Origin of the sequence: Janthinobacterium rivuli (assembly GCF_009208735.1) — a bacterium.
Classification (GTDB): Bacteria; Pseudomonadota; Gammaproteobacteria; order Burkholderiales; family Burkholderiaceae_D; genus Janthinobacterium.
The window spans coordinates 224,718-243,050 of the sequence record NZ_WFLJ01000004.1 but is presented as its reverse complement, the minus strand read 5'-3'; the positions used below and the strand labels follow the sequence as shown (position 1 = coordinate 243,050).

Here is an 18,333-nt window from a genome sequence, read left to right as displayed (position 1 = left end):
CTTGCCAGCCGTGCGGCGAAACGGACACAACTGCAATATACTGTCCTTTCGTCATCACTTGTTGCCTAGGTGATAATTAATTCGCCGCACGCAAGGAGTACGTCCAGTGGAAACCAGCCAGCCAGACCAACCGCGCCCGCCGCTCTGGCGGCGCCTGCTGTGGCCGGTCGCCCAGCTGGGCGCGGCCTTCAAGCTGACGGGCACGCATCTGCTGCACCACGTGATCGGCGCCAGCCTGATCGCCTCGCTGATGCTGGTGCTGGAAGGTTTTCACGTGCTCGAATGGCTCGATGCGGCCATGCTGCGCGCCAGCGCGGAACAGGGGCAGCTGCTGAACCGGGACAAGGACCCGGGCGCCGCCTACCGGCCCGGCATCATCGAAATCGACCAGCCAGCGTTCGAACAGGTTTTCGACGAGCGCGAACCGCTGGAACGCACGCGCCTGGAACAATTGATCGCCAGCGCCGCCGCGCGCGGCAGCAAGGTGCTGGCCATCGACCTGGACCTGGCGCCGGCCGTGTACGAGCAGCACAAGGCGGGCGAGCGGCCGCTGGACAGCCTGCTCGACCGGCTGGCCGCCGATGGCCGGCAACTGGTGCTGATCCTGCCCGAACAATCGGACCGGAATGCGAACCTGCCGTGGATACGCGCGCGCTGCGCGGCCGGCATTCATTTCGCCAGCCCGCAGATCCGCGAGCGCATGGGCGCCGTCACGCGCATCGAGCTGAAAAGCCCCGTGCTGGCGGCCGTGGCCTTCGAGCTGGCGCATGGCGCCGACGAGCAGGAGCAGAAGCAGCCCATGCCGGCCGTCCTGTCCGAGCAAAAGCAAGGGCTGGCGCTGGCCGGCCGCGTGTGCCAGCTGGCGCGGCGCACGGGCAGTGAAAAGGAATTGGCGCGCTGGGCGTTCGAGCCCGTCATCCACGGCGACGCCAAGGCAGCGGCCGAACAGAACGCCGTCACGGCGCCATTTCACCCGGCCGCCGTGGCGCCCCCATTCCTGAACCCCACGCGCACGCGCGTCAAACTGATCGATGGCCAGGCCGGCGTGGATGCCGAGGCGCTGCGCAAGAACGTCGTGTATATCGGCAGCACGTATGACGTGCGCGACCGCTATACGACGGCCGAAGGCGAGCAGGCCAGCCTGCACCTGCATGCGGCCGCCCACACGTCGCTGGGCATCGGCACGGCCGACGTCAACAAATATGCGGTGTTCGTGGCCGACATCGTCATCGGCGTGCTGCTGGGCTGCCTGTTCGGCGGCCTGTGGACCCTGTATGGCCGCGCCGAGCTGGCCATCGACAAGCGCATGGAAGACCACGATTTCAGCCGCCTGCACCGCATGGGCACCCTGGCCGAATTCTATGGCATCCGCCTGATGCTGGTGCTGGTGTGGGCCTCGCCGTTTGCCATCGGCGCGCTGGCCATCTACGCCTCGCGCGGCTTGCTCGAGCAGGGCTGGTGGGTCAATCCCGGCCCCCTGATCGCCGGCATGTTCCTGCACGCGATGTCGCTGCGCGACGAAGCCCACCATCCGCACGAGGAAGTGGCTGGCCTGTCCGTCTGGGCCCAGCTGCGCCGCACGCATCCCGGCATCGTGCTGGTGCAGGCGCCGCTGGCGGTGCTGTTGTTGATCATCGCCGTGATCTAGCGCAAACCGTGGCGTAGCAGCAGCGCTAAACTGGGCGTCTTCCGCCGCAAAGCCATCGCCGCAAAGCCATCGCCGCAAAGCCATATTTATACGGAGACGCAAGTGGAATGGGTGAAATTGGCCGATGGCTTGCCACGGTATCGTGGCGCGCGTAGCGAGGGGTAATCCGCCTTTTAGCCCAAAGGCAGAATCTGGGGTCGGACCCTCAGGGTCCGACCCCGGCATTTGCGCCGTTGGGTTTGTAAAAAAGATCAGCCGATCAGCTTCAACCCCGGCGGCAGCGCCTCGCCCAGCATGCGTTTCGTGTTCGCTTCGTCCAGTTGCGTCACTTCGCTGACCATCGCCTGCCACAGGGGCGGGGCGCCCACGGCTTTCAGGCGCGCGAGGATGGTGGCGCGCAGCTCGTCGGCGATGTCGCGCGAGCGGTCGCCCGTCATGCGCGCCAGGTGGGCGGCGGCAAACGCCGCCGGTTCGATTTTTTTCCAGTCCAGCGCCAGCAGCACCTGCAGCCAGTCGGCCACGGTGGCGCTGTCGACCACTTCGTGCGCGCTGCCGTGGAAGGGCTGGCGCGCGCCGACCCTGGCCAGCGCCCACAGGGTGGGCGTGTCGGCCGCTTCGCCCTTCTTGGCGGCCTTGTCCAGGCGTTTGATCAGCCAGGCGCCCACTTCGGCCTTGTAGGCGCCGGGGATGCGCTCGAGCGAGGCGCCCAGGCGCAGCATGTCGTCGTCGCTGCCATTGACGAGGGTGACGGGGCGGCTGCCGCGCTGGGCCGCATCGGCTTGCAGGTTGAAGGCGAAGTCGTCCAGCAGGCGCAGTTGCTGCTCCGTGCTCAAACCGCCGGCCACCCGGCGCCACAGGGTCCACCATTCCGCGCACACCTGGCTATCCTTGTGATGCTGGACGCCCGTGTCGAACATCGCCCACAGCTGCTCGATGCGCCATGGGTCGAGCGCGTCGCCATAGCCGGGACGCAAACAGTAGCCGGCCAGGTTCAGCCAGACCCGCTCATGCTCGGCGGAGCGGCGCCGGCCACGCGCGCGCAGCAGGAGGGCGTCGAACAGCTGGCGCAGCAGCGGCGTATCCCAGCTTTCGCGCCCGCCCAGTCCCCGTTCCAGGTGCTGGCGCAGCTGGCGCACTTCTTTCACTTCCACCTTTTGCGCCTTGCCGCCGAAGATGCGCTCGATCTTCTCGATGGCTTCCTTCACGCGCGGCGAGATGGCTTGAGCCTCGCCATCGTCTTGCTCTTCCTTGCCGGCGCGCAGCTGGAATTCCAGCAGCCAGCGCTGACTTGCATCGGCTTCGGCCACGCAATGCACTTCCAGCGTCCCCACTTCCGTCATGACGGTGGCCAGCTGCACGGTGATTTCGCGCTTGTCATTGCCGTCGCTGGCGTGCAGCACGCTGGCCAGCGGCGGCAGGCGCAGATACTCGCCGGCGTCCAGGTCGACGATCTCGCCCAGTCGCGGCGGCGCGTCCGCCTCAAAGAGGGACGTGGCAAGGTGGAAGCGCACGGGCCGGCCCAGGCGCAGCGCGAACAGGCGCTCCGTGAGACGGATTTCCTCGCCGCTGGCGCTGCCACGGGGCAGGATGCAAACGGCGCGCTTGTCCTTGCCCGCCTCGCCCAGCACGAGAAAATAGCTGCGCGGCGAACCGCCGCCGATGCGCGGCGCCTGGCCGCGCCGGGCCAGCGCGTAGGCGACGGCGCCACGCGCCACGGCCACGTCGGGATTGTCGTTATGCAGGATGGTCAGCGGCTGGCCCCGCCAGTGCGCCAGGGTGTCGGCCAGGCGGCGCGCCAGCGCATCGGCGCGAAACACGCCGCCATTGAGCAAGAGGGTGTCGGGCAGTTCACCGGCATGCTGCTGCAGGAAGCTGGCCAGGTGCCGCGTGATGGCCGCGTCCTGCGCGTACGGCAGGCCGAATTCGACGATGCCGGCGCGTCCTTTTTTCGCCGTGTCGCCCAGTTCCACCCTCGGGAAGAAGCCGTCGACCACCATGGCCGCCACTTCCTCGCGCGTGACGTCGACGGAGCGGCTGGCGCCGATCAGGCGCGAGCCCGCACCCAGCAGGGTGACGGTCGCGCTCTCCGGCGCGTCGATCGACAGCAGCAGCTCCTTGGCGGCGCGGCAGCGTTCCATCAGCTGCGACAGGCGCGCGGCCGACAGTTTCATGCCGCCTTCCTGGCCGGCGGCCATGCGCGTTTCCACCAGGTGGGCCAGCGCCAGGTCCATATTGTCGCCGCCGAGGATCAAATGGTTGCCCACGCTGCTGCGCGTGAGCTGCGGTTCGCCATCGTCGTCGAAGGCCACGTCGATCAGGCTGAAATCCGTGGTGCCGCCGCCCACGTCGCACACTAAAATGCGGCGCGTGTTGGCCAGGTCATGGCGCAGGGTGGCGCGCCGGCGCTGCAGGAAATCGTAGAAGGCCGCCTGCGGTTCTTCCACCAGGCGCAAGGTGGGCAAGCCCGCCATGCGGGCCGCTTGCAGGGTGAGTGCGCGCGCACCCTCGTCGAACGAGGCGGGGATGGTCAGCACCAGTTCCTGCTCTTCCAGTGGAGAATCCGGGAAGCGGTGATTCCACGCGGCGCGTACATAGGCCAGGTAGCTTGCGCTGGCCGCCACGGGCGATACCTTGGCCACGTCGGCGTCCGCGCCCCACGGCAGGATGGGCGCCTGGCGGTCCACGTTCGCATGCGACAGCCAGCTCTTCGCGCTGGCCACTAAGCGGCCCGGTACCTGGGCGCCCAGCTGGCGCGCCAGCGCGCCCAGAACGGCATGCTCGACGCCGGCCACGTCCTGCTGCGGCCACGGCAGCGTCAAGTCGCCCGCCGCCAGTGCGCCGGCGGCGGGGTGGTAGCGCAAGGAAGGCAGCAGGGGGCGTGCGCCCACTTCGCCGGGAGCGACCAGCTGCTCGATGGCGAACAGGTTTATTCCTGCCTGCATATCGGCTGCATTGGCCGCATTCGCATAGGCGACCACCGTGTTGGTGGTGCCCAGGTCGATGCCGACCAGGAAGGCCGGCTTGCCCGCAGCGCTGCGCATGCTTATGGCTGCGGCGTGCCGCGCACGTCGAATTCCACCTTCCAGCGCTCGGCGCCGTCAGGGGAAACGGCCAGCAGTTCCAGCGTACCCGCTTCCGTCACACGCGCATGCAGCTTCACCTGCACCACGTCGCCGGCCGACCGGCCTTCGGCGGACAGGGTCGCCTGGATTTCGCTCAGCTCCTGCAGTTCGTCGGGGCCCCAGAAATCGAGCAAGTCGCCGATCTGGTCGTTGCGGCGCGTGGACGAGGCGAAGAAGCGGAAGTGCACGGGTTCACCGACGACCAGGCCAAATTGCTGGCCCGGCAATTCCAGCTCGCTGCCTTCTTCCATGCCGAACGGGGCCACGCACAGGGCCTGGATCGGCGGTTCCATGCCGGGGATGGCCGGCATGGCCGATTCGATGGCGACATAAAAGGAACTGGCCGTGCCGCCGCGAATGCGCACGCCATGGCCGCGCCGCACATAGCTGTAGTAGGCGGCGCCGCGCGCGACGGCCAGGTCCAGATCGGCCCCGGCCAGCATGCGCGCAGGTTCCGCGCCTTCCATGTACAGCCAGTCGTTGACGGTGGCCATGATGCGCTGGACCAGCAGGTCGGACTTGAAGACGCCGCCGTTGAACAGCACGGCCGTCGGGTGCAGGAAGCTGGCGCCGTCCGCCTGGCGGCCCGCGAAGCCTTCCAGCTCGGCGGTCGCCGCCACTTGCCGGCCCAGGAACGCGGCCAGGTGGCGCGTGATGGCCGCGTCCTGCGCATACGGCAAGCCCAGTTGCGTCAGGCCGGCGCGCGTGCGCACGGCGGGGCGGCTCGACGCTTCCACCTGCGGGAAGAAGCCGTCGAGGATGAAGGTGGATACCTCCGCGCGCGTCAGTTCCGTGCGGATGGAGCCGCCGATCAGTTTCGAGCCGCGGCTCGGCACGACGATCGGAGCCACATCGAGGCCGCTGTCGGCCAGCAGGCTTTCCTTGGCGCCGCGGCAGCCATAGGTCAGCGCGCGCATTTGCCAGGCGTCGAGCTGGGTGCCGTTGGCGGCCAGCTTGCGGGCCACCAGGTGGGCCAGCGCCAGGTCCATATTGTCGCCGCCGAGCAGGATGTGTTCACCGACGGCGACGCGGTGCGGTTCCAGCACGCCGTCGCGTTCGAGCACGGCGATCAGCGAAAAGTCGCTGGTGCCGCCGCCCACGTCGACCACCAGAATGATGTCGCCCGGCTTGACTTCCTTGCGCCAGCGGCCTTCGCTGGTCTGGATCCAGCTGTACAGGGCCGCCTGCGGCTCTTCCAGCAGGGTCAGCGAGGTGTAGCCGGCCGCCTGCGCCGCTTCCATCGTCAGCTCGCGCGCGGCCGGGTCGAACGAGGCGGGAATCGTGACGGTGATTTCCTGCTCGGCGAACGGCGCTTGCGGGTGGGCGTTGTCCCAGGCCTGGCGCAAGTGCGTCAGGTAGCGCGTGGCGGCCGTGATCGGCGAGATGCGCGCCACTTCGGCCGGCGCATCGTTCGGCAGGATCGCCGCGCGGCGGTCCACGCCCGGGTGGCACAGCCAGCTTTTCGCGCTCGAGACCAGACGGATCGGCGTGGTGGCGCCGCGGCTGCGGGCCATTTCGCCGACGACGAATGGCGCTTCCGCTTCTTCGGTCACCCAGGGCAGGGCCAGGTCGCCCGCCGCCACTTCATCGGCGTGCGGCAGGTAGACGAACGAGGGCAGCAGCGCAAGGTCTTCGACCGTGCCCGGCGCCGACAGCTGCGGCACTTTCAGCACGCCGTGGCTCGATTGCTCGCCATCGCTCTCGACCAGGTTCACATACGACAGGGCGCTGTGGGTGGTGCCCAGGTCGATGCCGATGGCGTAGCGCGCGGTGGTGTTGGTTTGATCGTTCACAGTTCCACCTCGGCCGGTGCCAGGATGGCGGCGTCGTGCTGCCCGCTCAGTTTCGGCAGGCGCACGCTGGAGGCGCGCCAGCCGCGGTGGCTGAGGGTGCCCGTGAACGGCGCGGAACCGACGACGTTGCCCGTCAGGCGCACTTGTGCAGAATCAAAACCTTCCTGCAGCACGATGCGGCTGCCCTCGGCTTCCTGGCGCACGGCCTCGATGGTGAAGTATTCGCGCATGACCTTGGCGCAGCCTTCATGCACGACGCGGGCGGCCGCGCCGATGTCGGCATCGGCATGGCTGCCCAGGTTTTCCTGGGTAAAGTCGATCAATCGCGCTTCGCGTTGCAGCAGGGCCAGCAATTGCAGGGCTGCGTCCGGCGTCGCTTCTTTCAAGATCACGGGCGCGGCGGCCGGCGTCGGCACGGGAGCCGGCGCAGGAGCAGGCGCCACGGGAGCGATGGGCGCAGCCTCGGGCAAGGACAGTTTTTCCACGCGGGCCGCATAGGCGGCGTCCGACAGGGTGCTGAAGAAGGCGCCGAAAGCCAGCGGGACTCGGCGCCAGAACGATGGGTGGGACGATGGTGTGCTCATAGGAACTCGTTTCTCTGATCTGTAGGGGAGGCGTCGGCGGCGGGGGCCGCTTCGCAAGGTAGTGCCATGTGCAGGGCCAATCAGGCCTGCTGCGTTTGCCCGCATGATACCAGCTACCGGGCCGCCGCCAAAGCCGCCGGCCCCCGCGCAGCGAGCCTGATGCGTGGATTTTCTTTGTTCCTGCGCAAGGAAACGCTCGATTTCGTGCCGCTTCGACTAAAATCGCGCATTATCTTTTCGCATTGCCTTTATGCCATGTCCATCGACTTTTCCCCCTATCTAGCCAGCAGCCCGTATATCGACAGCGACCATCCGGCCGTGCGCGCCAAGGCGGCCGAACTGGCGGCAGGCGCCGTGGGGGATGCCGCCATCGCGGCCCGCTGCTTTGCCTTCGTGCGCGACGAGGTGGCCCACAGCTGGGATTACCGGCGCAATCCCGTCACTTGCCGCGCGTCCGACGTCTTGCAGCATGCCACGGGATACTGTTATGCGAAGAGCCATCTGCTGGCCGCGCTGCTGCGCGCCAACGGCATTCCGGCCGGTCTGTGCTACCAGCGCCTGGCCGTCGGCGAAGTGGGGCCGCCGTTTTGCCTGCATGGCTTGAACGCCGTGTATCTGCAGGACTTTGGCTGGTACCGCATCGATGCGCGCGGCAACAAACCCGGCGTCGCGGCCGCCTTCACGCCGCCGCAGGAGCAGCTGGCCTTTCCCGTGCTGGCGCCCGAGGAGCGTGACTTGCCGGAAATCTGGCCGGCGCCGTTGCCGCAGGTGATCGCGTCCTTGACGGGCCACGCGACCGTGCAGGACGTGGCGGCGCATCTGCCCGATGTCGAGATGCTTGCGCTTGGCAAATAATCCAGAGAAAGAAACCATGAAAAAAATCCATATTGGCCTGATTGGCCTGTTGCTGCTGGCCGGCTGCGGCAGCAAGGGCGAGAGTGGCGGGCAGTCGAGCGCCGCGCGTCTCGAAGGCAAGGAAAAGGGCAGCGAGTTCCTTGCCTATGAACATAACGTCAGCGTCGATACGCGCGAGGCGCAAGTGCGGCCCCTGTATGAAAAAGTGGTCGCCGCCTGCAAGGCCGATACGGAAAACGGCTGCCTGCTGCTCGATTCCAGCATCGACAGCGGCCGCTACGTGCATGCGCGCATCAGCATGCGCGCCAAACCGGCCGGCATCAAGAAGCTCGTCGCGCTGGTCGCGGTCGAAGGCGATGTCACCAGCCAGGGCACCAAGGTGGAAGACCTGGGCCGTCCCGTGCTCGACAGCAAGAAACGCCTGGAGATGCTCAGGCAATATCAGGCCCAGCTGCAAGACCTGGAAAAGCGCTCGGGCACGAACGTCGAGGCGCTGATCAAGGTGAGCAAGGAACTGGCCTCCGTGCAAGTGGAGCTGGAGCAGGCGACGGCGGCCAATGCGCTGTTGATGCAGCGCATCGATACGGACTTGCTGAACGTGGCCATCAGCGCCGAAGGCAAGCAATCGTTCTTGCGGCCCGTCAAGCGCGCGCTGGGCAATTTCACGGAAAACCTGTCGGAAGGCGTGGCCAACGCCATCACGGCCATGGCCTACCTCCTGCCGTGGCTGATCGCGTTCGTGCTGCTGTTCCCGCTGGGACGCAAGGGCTGGCGCCGTTTGCGAGGTGCACCGCGCAAGATGTAAAGCCTGCCGCGCACCGTTTTACGGCAATTTGAAACCTGGCTGCACAGTCCTTGTGCGGCCAGGTTTTTTTTCGTGCGGCGCTGGCGTGCACGCACCATGGCGGACGACGGCTGGCGCTGGCATGCATTCTGCTTTAACAACATCGTAGACCAGCTCGACCCCCACGAACCCATCACAGGAGTCCCCATGTCACGACGCATCATCCTGAAAGCGGCCGCCGCCGGCGCACTGGCCCTGGCCACGTCCATCACCATGCAGGCGGCCTGGGCCGCCGATACTATCAAGGTGGGCATCTTGCACTCCCTGTCGGGCACCATGGCCATTTCCGAAACGTCGCTCAAGGATGTGGCGCTGATGACGATTGCCGAGATCAATGCCAAGGGCGGCGTGCTGGGCAAGAAGCTGGAAGCCGTCGTCGTCGATCCCGCATCGAACTGGCCTTTGTTTGCGGAAAAAGCGCGCCAGCTGGTGGCGCAGGACAAGGTTGCCGTCGTGTTCGGCTGCTGGACGTCCGTGTCGCGCAAGTCGGTTTTACCCGTCTTCAAGGAACTTAACAGCCTGCTGTTTTACCCGGTGCAATACGAGGGCGAGGAGCTGGAAAAGAATGTGTTTTATACGGGCGCCGCGCCGAACCAGCAGGCGATTCCCGCCGTCGAATACCTGATGAGCAAGGATGGCGGCGGCGCCAAGCGTTTCGTGCTGCTGGGCACGGATTACGTGTATCCGCGCACCACCAACAAGATTTTGCGCGCCTTCCTGAAAAGCAAGGGAGTCAAGGATAGCGATATCAGCGAGGTCTACACGCCGTTCGGCCACGCCGATTATCAAACCATCGTCGCCAACATCAAGAAGTTTTCCACGGGCGGCAAGACGGCCGTCATTTCCACCATCAACGGCGACTCGAATGTGCCGTTCTACAAGGAACTGGGCAATGCGGGCTTGAAAGCCACGGACGTGCCCGTCGTCGCGTTTTCCGTGGGCGAGGAAGAGCTGCGCGGCATCGATACCAAGCCCCTGCTGGGGCACTTGGCGGCGTGGAATTATTTTGAATCCGTCAAGAATCCCGTCAACGCGACCTTCATCAAGCAGTGGAAAGCGTATGCCGTGGCGCAAAAGCTGCCGAACGCGGGGTCGGTCGTGACGAACGACCCGATGGAGGCGACCTATGTCGGCATCCACATGTGGGCGCAAGCCGTGGAAAAGGCGAAATCGACGGACACGGACAAGGTGATCGCCGCCATGTCCGGCCAGAGCGTCAAGGCGCCATCGGGCTTCACCCTGACCATGGACGCGACGAATCACCACCTGCACAAGCCTGTGATGATCGGCGAAATCAAAGCCGACGGGCAATTCAATGTTGTGTGGAAAACCAAGGAAGCAATACGCGCCCAGCCGTGGAGCCCGTTTATCAAGGGTAATGAGGGCAAGCAGAAGTTGTAGGAGCTATCGCCCACCAGCAAATGCTGGGGTCGGACCCTGAGGGTCCGACCCCAGTCCTCGCCTTTGGGGTAAGCATAGATCCCTGAGCAGTCATTCTTTGGAACGCAAATGCAGCTCCTCTTCAAACTGCTGGTCCTCGCCTGCCTGTGCCTGTCGTCCATGGCGCAGGCCGCCATCCCTCCCGACCTGCTCAAGCCGCTATCCGGCGACGACCCTGACGCCCGCGTCGCCGCCGTCGCGCAGATCGCCGCGCTGGCCACGCCCGAGGCCGCCCGCGTGTTGCAAGCCTTGCAGGACGACGCCTTGTATGCCGCGCCCGACGGCAAGGTGTATATCGTCGATGGCGAGCAGGCATATGACCCGGTGCTAGACCGGAGCGTGCCGCTGCCCGATGGCATCGATGGCGTGATGGTCAACAACCGCTTGCGCGCGGCCGTGGCGGGCGCCTTGTCGGGTTTGCAGCTGCTGGCGCCCGAGCGCGGCGTCCGGCTGGCCGCCGCGCAAGCCTTGCAGAAGGCCGTCGATCCCGTGCAGCTGCCCCTGATCCGCACCGCCTTGGCGCGGGAAAGCGATGCTGAAATTACGCGGATATTGCAGGTGCTGATCGCCAGCGCCAACCTGCATGCACCCGATGCCGCCACGCGCAAGGCCGCCGTGCAGGCGCTGGCCGGCAGCAGCGATGCGCGCTTGCTGCCGGTGCTGCAAGCGATGCTGGAGAAGGATGGCGAGCCGGACGAGGGTGTGCAGCTGGCCGCCATCGAGACCATGCGCCAGATCAAGGGCAGAGTGTCACGCATGGAGTTCGCCGGCAATGTGTTTTACGGCATTTCGCTGGGCAGCGTGCTGCTGCTGGCGGCCCTGGGCCTGGCCATCACGTTTGGCTTGATGGGCATCATCAACATGGCGCACGGGGAATTGCTGATGATAGGCGCTTACACGACCTATCTGTGCCAGCTGTTTTTCCGCAGCTATCTGCCTGGCCTGCAGGATGCCTACCTGCTGGCCGCCTTGCCGGCCGCCTTTCTCGTCGCGGGACTGGTGGGCGTGGCGCTCGAGCGCACGGTGATCCGCTGGCTGTATGGCCGGCCGCTGGAAACCCTGCTGGCCACCTGGGGCATCAGCCTGATCCTCATGCAGGCCGTGCGCACCATCTTCGGCGCGCAAAACGTGGAAGTGGCCAATCCCGCCTGGATGTCGGGCGGCGTGACGGTCTTGGGCGGTCTCGTGCTGCCGTACAACCGGCTGGCCATCATCGCCTTTGCCATCGTCGTGGTGGTGGCCGTGTGGTTGATCCTCAACAAGACGCGCCTGGGCCTGTTCGTGCGGGCCGTGACGCAAAACCGCCGCATGGCCGATTGCGTGGGCGTGGCCACGGGCAAGGTCGACATGCTGACCTTCGGCCTCGGGTCCGGCATCGCGGGCCTGGGCGGCGTGGCCCTGTCGCAGCTGGGCAACGTGGGGCCGGACCTGGGCCAAAGCTACATCGTCGATTCCTTCATGGTGGTGGTGCTCGGTGGCGTGGGCCAGCTGGCCGGCACCGTGATCGCCGCGCTGGGCCTGGGCGAAGTCAATAAATTCCTCGAACCGGTGGCGGGCGCCGTACTGGCGAAGATCGCCATTCTCGTGTTCATCATCATTTTCATCCAGCGCCGGCCGCAGGGCCTGTTTGCCATGAAGGGACGCAGCGTCGAATGACTACCTCCTATCCATCCCGGCAGGGCCTGTTCACGCGGCCCGTGTGGCTCGCGATTGCCGCATGCACGCTGCTGGCGGCGCTGTTGCCGATTTTTAACCTGGCGTTTGCCGAAGGGCATGTGCTGCACGTGTCGGCCTACACGGTGGCGCTGGTGGGCAAGTTCATGTGCTATGCGCTGGCCGCGCTGGCGCTGGACCTCGTCTGGGGCTACACGGGCATCCTTTCCCTGGGCCATGGCGTGTTCTTTGCCCTGGGCGCGTATGCGCACGGCATGTATCTGATGCGCGCCATCGGCGACCAGGGCCAGTACCGCAGCAGCTTGCCCGATTTCATGGTCTTTCTCGACTGGAAAACCTACCCGTGGTACTGGGCGTTCACGGAGCACTTCTGGTATTGCATGGCCCTCGTCGTGCTGGTGCCGGGCGTGCTGGCCTTCGTGTTCGGTTATTTCGCGTTTCGTTCGCGCATCAAGGGCGTGTATTTTTCCATCATCACGCAAGCGATGACGTATGCCTTCATGCTCTTGTTCTTCCGCAATGACACCGGCTTTGGCGGCAACAACGGTTTCACGGACTTCAAGACGATATTGGGCCACAGCATCACGGCCCCCGCCACCCGGGCCGTGCTGTTCCTGCTGACGCTCACCTTCCTGCTGGCAGCGCTGGTAGGTGCGCGCGCCATCGTCCGCTCGAAACTGGGTCGGGTGCTGCAGGGCGTGCGCGACAGCGAGGCGCGCTTGATGTTCCTCGGTTACAACCCGCTGGGGTTCAAGCTGTTCGTGTGGACCTTGTCGGCCGTGCTGTGCGGCATCGCGGGCGCCCTGTACGTGCCGCAAGTGGGTATCATCAACCCGTCCGAAATGTCGCCGGCCAATTCCATCGAGATGGTCGTGTGGGTGGCGGTCGGTGGGCGCGGCACCTTGCTCGGCCCGATTCTGGGCGCCTTCACCGTCAACGGCTTGAAGAGCTGGTTCACGGCCGCCTTGCCGGAACTGTGGCTGTTCGCGCTGGGCCTGCTGTTCATTGGCGTCACCCTGTTCATGCAGCAAGGCATGCTGGGCGTGTTGAACAAGTTCAAACGCAAGAAGACGGCCGTCGTGGCAGAGGAGGCAGCATGAGCATCCGCATGTTGCCCGGCATGGCCGGCACCGAGGCTGGTCCCACGTATGCGCGCGTGAAAGGCGAGGGTGTCGACACGACGCACGGCGCCATCTTGTATCTGGAAGACATCAGCGTGTCCTTCGACGGCTTCAAGGCCATCAACAAGCTGAGCCTCGATATTTCCGTGGGCGAACTGCGCTGCATCATCGGCCCGAATGGGGCGGGCAAGACGACGATGATGGATGTGATCACGGGCAAGACGCGGCCCACGTCCGGCACGGCCTGGTTCGGCCAGACCATGAATCTGGCGACGATGACGGAAGCGCAGATCGCCCACGCGGGAATCGGCCGCAAGTTCCAGCGCCCCACCGTGTTCGAGCAGCACACGGTGTTCGATAACCTGGAACTGGCGATGAAGATGGACAAGCGCGTGGCGCCCACCCTGTTTGCCCGCTTGAGCTCGGAGCAGGCAGGCAGGATCGAAGCGATCTTGCGCTTGATCCGCCTCGATGGCCATGAGGAGCGGCCGGCCGGCTTGCTGTCGCACGGGCAAAAGCAGTGGCTGGAAATCGGCATGCTCCTGATGCAGGAGCCGCAGCTGATCTTATTGGATGAACCGGTGGCCGGCATGTCGGATGCGGAAACGGCGCGCACGGCGGAATTGCTCAATGAATTGCGCGGCAAGCATTCGATCATGGTGGTCGAGCATGACATGGGTTTCGTCACGGAAATCGCCCAGCAAGGCATCGTCACCGTGCTGCATGAGGGCGCCGTGCTGGCGCAGGGCCGCATGGACGAGGTGCAGGCCGACGAGCGCGTCATCGAAGTCTATTTGGGAAGGTAACCATGCTCGAAGTGCAACAGTTAAATCAATACTATGGCTCCTCGCATACCTTGCGCGGCATCAACCTGTCGGCGCGCAAGGGCGAGTGCCTGGCCTTGCTGGGCAGGAATGGCGTGGGCAAGACGACCTTGCTCAAATGCCTGATGGGCGTGCTGCCCGTGGCGCAGGGCAAGGTGCTGTTCCATGGGCGCGACATCACCAGGCTGGCGCCGCATGCGCGGGCACAGCTGGGCATCGCCTACGTGCCGCAGGGGCGCGACATCTTCGCGCGCCTGACGGTCGAGGAAAACTTGCTGATGGGCATGGCGGTGAAGCGGGGCAGGCAAGCTGCGCGCATCGATCCCCACGTGTATGAACTGTTTCCAGTGCTCAAGGAGATGCTGCAGCGGCGCGGCGGCGATTTGTCTGGCGGGCAACAGCAGCAACTGGCCATCGCCCGCGCCCTGCTGGCCGAGCCGCAATTGATCATCTTCGACGAGCCGACGGAAGGCATCCAGCCGTCCGTCATCAAGGATATCGGCAGGGTCATTTCCTTGCTGAAACAGCGCGGCGACATGGCCATCGTGTTGTGCGAACAGTATTTTGATTTCGCCCGCGAACTCGCCGACGACTTCATCGTGCTGTCGCGGGGGCAGGTGGTGGCCAGCGGCAAGGCGGAACAGATGGATGGCGAGGAGGTGAAGCGGCACCTGGCCGTGTAAGGTCAGACGAGCTGTAACCAGCCCAGCACGGCGCCGGCCGCCAGCAGCCACAACAAATGGATCTTCGTGCGCCAGATGATGAGGCCAGCCACGATGGACAGGCTCCACAGGGGCCAGTCCGTGCGGAGGTCATGGTTGGCGCCGCCCAAAATCATGCCGGTGGAAATCAGGAGGGCGACGACGATGGGCGCCATGCCCTGCTTGAAGGCGCGCACGGGGCGCAGGTCGCGGTTGCGGTGGCCCCACTGGGCCGCCACGTAGGTGAGGGTGGTGCTGGGCAGCATGATGCCCACCATCGTGATGAACACGCCAAGATACGCTGCCGTGTAGCTGCCCGCGTTCATGCCCACGTTCCAGCCCATCAGGGCGACGAACAGCACGTTCGGGCCCGGTGCGGCCTGGGCGATGGCGATCGATTCATTGAATTGTGCCTGCGTCAGCCAGCCGTGCTGCTCGACAAGGAAACGGTGCATTTCGGAGGTGGTGGAAATGGCGCCGCCGATCGACATCAGCGACAGCATCAGGTAGTGGCCGAACAGGTTCAGCCAGTCGCCCGTGCTCAACACCAGTTGCAAGGGTGGATTCATGCGGACAGCTTTCGATACGTGAGCAGGCAGCCGATGCCGCCCAGGCCCAGCAGGATGTACAGCAGGGGCCAGCGCAAGACCGCCACCATCAGCACGCCCAGCACGGTGATGGGCAAGGTCAGCCACAGGGGCAGCGGATGCCTGGCCAGCGCGGTCGCCAGTTTCACGCCCGTGGCGGCGATCATGCCGGCCGACACGGCCGCCATGCCGCGCAGGGCGCCCGCCATCTGCGGGTTATCGCCAAAGCGCGTGTACAGCACCCCCAGCACGAGCACGATGACGAGGGGCACGGTCAGCATGCCGGCCAGCGCCGTCAGCGCGCCTCGCAAGCCGAAATAGCGCCCGCCCACCATCAGGGACAGGTTGACGACATTCGGCCCGGGCATGATTTGCGCCACGGCCCAGTCTTCCAGGAATTCCTCCTGCGTCAGCCAGCGCTTGCGCTCGACCATCTCGCGCTGGATCACGGCCAGCACGCCGCCAAAGCCTTGCAAGGCCAGCCAGGTGAACGAGAAGAACAGGTCGGCAAGCGAGGCGGGCTGCGGGCGGAGCGGGGCGGGCGGAAGGGCGGGCGATGAGGGCATGGCTGATTATCGCCGTGGCCGCGCGCGCTTGTCCATCGCTTTCGGCCGCGCTTGTGCCTGCAAGAAAAAAACCGTGGCACATGTTTCCCTGCCATTGACATCGTGAGTTTATCGGCAATACTTTTAGCGGCAACATGACCGCCGTCCCTGTCCGCGCTGTCGCGGTTCGCGCCGCCACGCCGTCTCCACCCCTCCGTCCCCCTTCGCAGGAGTTGCTTATCATGCCTCATTCCACAGAAACGCTGCATATGCCCGTCAAAACCGTGGTGCCGCATGTCCGGACCGACCAGAAGATGTGCGACATCGTCAACCTGGGCATCGCCGTGCAGGCGGCCTTCAGCACCTTGTGCGCACTGGAATACCTGAAGTCATACAATGTCGCTCCAGAATTGATCGAGCGCGTGCTGCTGCACCCGGAGCAGCGCCGCCAGGCCGTGCATTGAGTATCCGCACAGCAACTGTGTTGCCGGCAGCGTTATTCCGGCGTTGTCGGATTGATCATTACGGCTCAGTTATGCACAAATGATGGGTTAGCGAAATTATTGAAATAATTTTCTTGTGATTATGTGTGAGTTTCTAAGTGATTGATTTTAAAGGTGTTTATTTTTGCCGTTTGATTGAGCAGTTTATTGAAAGCCGCACGGGCTGTGGCTTTGAAGCCTGTCAATAGGCCCTTATCCACAAAGATATCCACAGTCCGTGTGGATATCTGAAAAAGCGCTTAACAATCCGCCACTTAGATACTGACACCGGATCGGCGCGGCAAATCCGGCCTCGTGGCGACCCAAAATGGGGCATCGCACAAGCCTGTATGCCCATCCAGTATTCTTGTTTTATGACTAAAAGTAGCGGCGGCGGTTCAGGGGGTGCCGCCGGCCGGTTCCGCTGGCGCATCGCCGCACTGGGCCAGGGCGGCGGCGAGCTCGGCGACCTGTTGCTGCGCTTCGCGCAAGGCGGCGTAGGTACGCAGCGAAGCGATGACGGTGGTAAACAACTTGCGCGTGGTGAGGTCGGTCTTGCACCAGAAGTCGTTGATGTCGTAGTCGATGATGATGCGGTGTTCCAGCGCCTGGCCGGGCTGGCCCGTGCGCAGGATGATGCGCACGGCGCTGTTGTGCAAATCTTCGCGGATCTGGCGCGCCACTTGCAGCCCGGCATCCTGGGTTTCCATGATCACATCGAGCAGCACCACGGCGATGTCGGGAGTGCCGCGCAGCAAGGCCAGCGCCTCGGCACCTGAATATGCATGCAGAAAGCTCAGCCTGCGGCCCTGGAAGCTGGCCTGGCTGAGGGCGAACTTGGTCACCACATGCACGTCGACATCGTCGTCGACAATCAGCACGCGCCAAGGCGCCGCATTGGCAGGTTCCGCCACCGCGTCAGCCCGTTCCAGCGGCTCGTCGACCAGCCAGTCGGGTTCGTCCGCCCCCTTGGCGGCGCTATCGCTATCCATGTTCATGCGTTTATCCACCGTTGATCGTGCTTGCTACTCCACACTATGCCAGTCTGCGGGGTTTGTCAAAACAATGCTGTTCAAGCAAGACGGCCTGGCGCCTGGACTGCTTATGCACAGAAAAATATATTTTCATGGTGGTAGCGTAACTTTGCGCTAGCGCAAAATCATGATTCTAAGTCATTGATTTCATTGGAGTAAAAAAATGCCTGTGAAATCAGCAAATTGTTGAAACCCGCATCAGTACTGGTTTTGCGGCTTGTCAAGAGGGGCTTATCAACAACTTTATCCACAGTTGCTGTGGATATCTGAAAAAGCCGTGCAAAAACCGGGGCTTAGCGTCCGTTCGTGCGGCTGGGTGGCAGCATTCATGCGGCAAGCCCCAGTCCGCCCAACTGGGCAAAGGCATGCAGGAAGCGCTGCTTGGCTTCGGCCGGGCCCATGGCCTCGATTATGCCGGGCAAGGGAGCGATGCCGTCAAGGTAAGCCCAGCGCTCGGCCGAGTGCGGCATCAGATCGCGCTTTTCCGTGGCCAGCGCGATCAGGTCGGCCCGCTTGATGGGCGCGTAATCGGAAAAATCCAGGCCATAGGTGGCGGCGATGATGGCGCTGACCTTGTCTTCCAGCACGGCAAATTCCGGCAGCAGCACTTTCAAGGGCTTCACCATGTCGCCCAGGTAGGCTTCGGCCGCGTCGTGCAGCAGGGCGGCCAGGCGCAAATGGGGCGGCACCAGGTCGGCAACGATCAGGCTGTGCTGGGCGACCGAGTAAAACACTTGCGTCTGTCCATTGAAGCGGCACTGGTAAGCGAGGCCGTGGGCGATGTCTTCGATGGCGACCTTGTCGATATGCGGGCGCAAGGGATAAAAACGGTTGCCTGAATAGGTCGATACGTAGTCGGTAGTAATCATTTCTGGGTCAGCTCGCCTGCTTTGCACGGATGATCCATCGTACACCGGATGGCCGCCGCTTGCCTTTCGCTGCTACTTTTCGCCCACCTGCCGAGCCTATGCATCTTGGCAAATCCTTTAATTAATTTCATATCATCCATTGATATTTCTCAAATACACTGTGGAAATCTTGTTTGTCTGAAATTTAAATTGGGGGGCAGGGCAATGACG

The 18,333-nt window shown here is 64.4% G+C and carries 16 protein-coding genes; 9 read left to right on the top strand and 7 right to left on the bottom strand.

What is annotated here, in order from left to right; genetic code table 11:
- Nucleotides 1-106: 106 nt before the first annotated feature.
- Nucleotides 107-1,648, top strand: a complete 1,542-nt coding sequence (locus GCN78_RS07205) for a CHASE2 domain-containing protein (RefSeq protein ID WP_152251086.1) — start codon at nucleotides 107-109, stop codon at nucleotides 1,646-1,648.
- Nucleotides 1,649-1,899: 251 nt separating this feature from the next.
- Here GCN78_RS07205 and GCN78_RS07200 read toward each other — a convergent pair whose 3' ends face one another.
- Genes GCN78_RS07200 through GCN78_RS07190 form a run of 3 tightly spaced genes read right to left on the bottom strand, consistent with a single transcriptional unit; the run spans nucleotide 1,900 to nucleotide 7,147 of the window.
- On the bottom strand, nucleotides 1,900-4,689 hold the full coding sequence (locus tag GCN78_RS07200; protein ID WP_152251085.1) for an Hsp70 family protein: 2,790 nt from the start codon (nucleotides 4,687-4,689) through the stop codon (nucleotides 1,900-1,902).
- Between the two features lie 2 nt (nucleotides 4,690-4,691).
- Nucleotides 4,692-6,563, bottom strand: coding sequence for an Hsp70 family protein (locus GCN78_RS07195; protein WP_152251084.1), 1,872 nt, complete (start codon nucleotides 6,561-6,563; stop codon nucleotides 4,692-4,694).
- Complete coding sequence (locus GCN78_RS07190; protein ID WP_152251083.1) at nucleotides 6,560-7,147, bottom strand: DUF2760 domain-containing protein; 588 nt, start codon at nucleotides 7,145-7,147, stop codon at nucleotides 6,560-6,562. The genes GCN78_RS07195 and GCN78_RS07190 overlap by 4 nt, the downstream gene beginning before the upstream one ends.
- A gap of 255 nt (nucleotides 7,148-7,402) precedes the next feature.
- On the opposite strand from GCN78_RS07190, the gene GCN78_RS07185 reads away from it, so the two are divergent.
- The 7 genes from GCN78_RS07185 (at nucleotide 7,403) to urtE (ending at nucleotide 14,588) form a co-directional block, all read left to right on the top strand.
- Nucleotides 7,403-8,002, top strand: coding sequence for a transglutaminase-like domain-containing protein (locus GCN78_RS07185; protein ID WP_152251082.1), 600 nt, complete (start codon nucleotides 7,403-7,405; stop codon nucleotides 8,000-8,002).
- A gap of 16 nt (nucleotides 8,003-8,018) precedes the next feature.
- Nucleotides 8,019-8,807, top strand: coding sequence for a DUF4349 domain-containing protein (locus GCN78_RS07180; protein WP_152251081.1), 789 nt, complete (start codon nucleotides 8,019-8,021; stop codon nucleotides 8,805-8,807).
- 186 nt (nucleotides 8,808-8,993) lie between these two features.
- A complete protein-coding gene (gene urtA, locus GCN78_RS07175) occupies nucleotides 8,994-10,247 on the top strand; it encodes an urea ABC transporter substrate-binding protein (protein WP_152251080.1) in 1,254 nt (417 codons plus the stop codon).
- 108 nt (nucleotides 10,248-10,355) lie between these two features.
- Entirely contained in the window at nucleotides 10,356-11,942 is a 1,587-nt protein-coding gene (gene urtB / locus GCN78_RS07170; protein WP_152251079.1) for an urea ABC transporter permease subunit UrtB, read from the top strand.
- Nucleotides 11,939-13,060 carry an urea ABC transporter permease subunit UrtC gene (urtC, locus tag GCN78_RS07165; protein WP_152251078.1) on the top strand — a complete coding sequence of 374 codons (1,122 nt, stop codon included), beginning with the start codon at nucleotides 11,939-11,941 and terminating at the stop codon, nucleotides 13,058-13,060. The genes urtB and urtC overlap by 4 nt, the downstream gene beginning before the upstream one ends.
- Nucleotides 13,057-13,887, top strand: coding sequence for an urea ABC transporter ATP-binding protein UrtD (gene urtD / locus GCN78_RS07160; protein WP_152251077.1), 831 nt, complete (start codon nucleotides 13,057-13,059; stop codon nucleotides 13,885-13,887). The genes urtC and urtD overlap by 4 nt, the downstream gene beginning before the upstream one ends.
- A gap of 2 nt (nucleotides 13,888-13,889) precedes the next feature.
- A complete protein-coding gene (gene urtE / locus GCN78_RS07155; protein WP_152251076.1) occupies nucleotides 13,890-14,588 on the top strand; it encodes an urea ABC transporter ATP-binding subunit UrtE in 699 nt (232 codons plus the stop codon).
- A 2-nt stretch (nucleotides 14,589-14,590) separates the two neighbouring features.
- Here urtE and GCN78_RS07150 read toward each other — a convergent pair whose 3' ends face one another.
- Both GCN78_RS07150 and GCN78_RS07145 read right to left on the bottom strand, forming a co-directional pair.
- Entirely contained in the window at nucleotides 14,591-15,175 is a 585-nt protein-coding gene (locus tag GCN78_RS07150) for a chromate transporter (RefSeq protein WP_152251075.1), read from the bottom strand.
- Entirely contained in the window at nucleotides 15,172-15,759 is a 588-nt protein-coding gene (locus GCN78_RS07145) for a chromate transporter (RefSeq protein ID WP_152251074.1), read from the bottom strand. Before GCN78_RS07145 ends, GCN78_RS07150 begins: the two co-directional genes overlap by 4 nt.
- Nucleotides 15,760-15,980: 221 nt before the next feature.
- On the opposite strand from GCN78_RS07145, the gene GCN78_RS07140 reads away from it, so the two are divergent.
- On the top strand, nucleotides 15,981-16,202 hold the full coding sequence (locus GCN78_RS07140; protein WP_152251073.1) for a hypothetical protein: 222 nt from the start codon (nucleotides 15,981-15,983) through the stop codon (nucleotides 16,200-16,202).
- Between the two features lie 416 nt (nucleotides 16,203-16,618).
- Here the strand turns inward: GCN78_RS07140 and GCN78_RS07135 are convergent, their stop codons facing one another.
- Nucleotides 16,619-17,218, bottom strand: coding sequence for a response regulator (locus GCN78_RS07135; protein ID WP_226939515.1), 600 nt, complete (start codon nucleotides 17,216-17,218; stop codon nucleotides 16,619-16,621).
- Nucleotides 17,219-17,580: 362 nt separating this feature from the next.
- Nucleotides 17,581-18,123: a phosphohydrolase gene (locus GCN78_RS07130; protein ID WP_152251072.1), complete on the bottom strand. Its 543-nt coding sequence runs from the start codon at nucleotides 18,121-18,123 to the stop codon at nucleotides 17,581-17,583.
- Between the last annotated feature and the right edge of the window lie 210 nt (nucleotides 18,124-18,333).

Excerpts from the sequence above, each read along its gene's own strand:
- GCN78_RS07135 (WP_226939515.1), bottom strand. The coding sequence starts at position 17,218 with ATGAACATGGATAGCGATAGCGCCGCCAAGGGGGCGGACGAACCCGAC.
- urtE (WP_152251076.1), top strand. The coding sequence starts at position 13,890 with ATGCTCGAAGTGCAACAGTTAAATCAATACTATGGCTCCTCGCATACC.
- GCN78_RS07190 (WP_152251083.1), bottom strand. The coding sequence starts at position 7,147 with ATGAGCACACCATCGTCCCACCCATCGTTCTGGCGCCGAGTCCCGCTG.
- urtA (WP_152251080.1), top strand. The coding sequence starts at position 8,994 with ATGTCACGACGCATCATCCTGAAAGCGGCCGCCGCCGGCGCACTGGCC.
- GCN78_RS07185 (WP_152251082.1), top strand. The coding sequence starts at position 7,403 with ATGTCCATCGACTTTTCCCCCTATCTAGCCAGCAGCCCGTATATCGAC.
- urtD (WP_152251077.1), top strand. The coding sequence starts at position 13,057 with ATGAGCATCCGCATGTTGCCCGGCATGGCCGGCACCGAGGCTGGTCCC.
- GCN78_RS07140 (WP_152251073.1), top strand. The coding sequence starts at position 15,981 with ATGCCTCATTCCACAGAAACGCTGCATATGCCCGTCAAAACCGTGGTG.
- GCN78_RS07145 (WP_152251074.1), bottom strand. The coding sequence starts at position 15,759 with ATGCCCTCATCGCCCGCCCTTCCGCCCGCCCCGCTCCGCCCGCAGCCC.
- GCN78_RS07200 (WP_152251085.1), bottom strand. The coding sequence starts at position 4,689 with ATGCGCAGCGCTGCGGGCAAGCCGGCCTTCCTGGTCGGCATCGACCTG.
- GCN78_RS07150 (WP_152251075.1), bottom strand. The coding sequence starts at position 15,175 with ATGAATCCACCCTTGCAACTGGTGTTGAGCACGGGCGACTGGCTGAAC.
- urtC (WP_152251078.1), top strand. The coding sequence starts at position 11,939 with ATGACTACCTCCTATCCATCCCGGCAGGGCCTGTTCACGCGGCCCGTG.
- GCN78_RS07130 (WP_152251072.1), bottom strand. The coding sequence starts at position 18,123 with ATGATTACTACCGACTACGTATCGACCTATTCAGGCAACCGTTTTTAT.
- urtB (WP_152251079.1), top strand. The coding sequence starts at position 10,356 with ATGCAGCTCCTCTTCAAACTGCTGGTCCTCGCCTGCCTGTGCCTGTCG.
- GCN78_RS07180 (WP_152251081.1), top strand. The coding sequence starts at position 8,019 with ATGAAAAAAATCCATATTGGCCTGATTGGCCTGTTGCTGCTGGCCGGC.